The sequence below is a fragment of the Enhygromyxa salina genome (genome assembly GCF_002994615.1).
GTDB lineage: Bacteria > Myxococcota_A > Polyangia > Nannocystales > Nannocystaceae > Plesiocystis > Plesiocystis salina_A.
In genome coordinates, this window is the sequence record NZ_PVNK01000008.1 from 1 (window position 1) to 1227 (window position 1227).

The window sequence follows — 1227 nt, forward strand, 5'->3', positions numbered from 1 at the left end:
CGAGCACGTTGCCCCCGATGTCGAGCACGGACCTGGTCGCAAACAATTCGTCGCCGCCCTCCGCGTCCTTGTTGTGCGCGACGGACAGAAACGGACGACCGAGGGTGTCGAGCTGAACGACGCTCGGCGTGTTGGCGTGCCTCGCCGCGAGGACGGCGGCGCGCTTCTCCGCGAGCAAGGCGACGTCGTTGCCGCCGTAGGTAATGCGCTCGGCGTACCAGCCGCTCTCGAGCACGGTGTCGTTGGGGTCGTGGCTAGTCTGCTTCCACGGCGTGAACTCCTCCCGGGAGAAGCTGCCGTTGGGTAGGTCGGTTCGGACGAGGCGGCCGAGCGGGTCGTAGTGGTTCAGCGCCGTGACGCCCTGCTCGACGAGCTCGGCCTCGTCTTCGTACTCAGGCGTGCTGGAAAAGTACGGCTCGTAGGCCTTGATGACGTTGCCCTTGTTGTCCTTGACGACCCGGCCGTTGCCCACCCAGCGCAGGCTCGGGCTCGTCTCCGCGTACTGTAGCTCGCCGTCGACGAACACCAGCGCCCCGTCGACGTCGCGCGCGGGCGCGAGACCCGGCCGGGCCTGCGCCTTGACCATCACGGTCCCGCCGCCGCCAGAAAAATAGCTGCGCTGCTCGAGCCAGCGCGTGTTCACGTCCTGGTGAATCTCGCGGACACGCGTCTTCGCCCAGTTGGGCTTGCCAGTGTTTTTCCAGGCGAACAGGTCGTACTCGAAGGTGCTCGTCGGCTCGTCGAGGGTGTCGCCGTCGTCGTCACCGGGCTTGCCCATGACCGCGCTACGCTCGACCAAGCCGAGCACGTCGAACGCAACCTGACTGCGGTTGCCGTTCGCGTCCGTCAGCTCCCACGGCGCCAGCAGTCGGTAGTCGTGCGCCGCGCTGACGGTGTTCCCGAGCGGGTCGCTGCTGCTCGCGGTCAGCAGCGCGTGGCTGTCGTAGGTGGTCGAGTAGACCTTGCCGTAGGGGTCCTCGACCGAGGTCACCGCGTAGAACTTGTTGGCGTCGTAACTCGGGTGCCCGGTGCGAACCCACCACGCATCGTCGGTGAGCACGTACTTGCCTTCGTTCTGCAGCTCAGCGTTGCTCGGCGCCCCCGTCAGCGCACCGAACACCGCCTGCCGCTGCGTCTCCGTCATCGCCATCGCGTCGGTGTCGTAGACCAGCGCCTTGCTCTGGACCACGCCGTGAGCCAGCGGCGCCGACAGGTCATCGGCGAGGT

1 pseudogene is annotated in these 1227 nt (G+C 67.2%); it reads right to left on the reverse strand.

Annotated elements, in window-relative coordinates:
- Positions 1 to 1227 (reverse strand): annotated as a pseudogene (locus ENSA5_RS36800) (SpvB/TcaC N-terminal domain-containing protein); the annotation flags it as partial.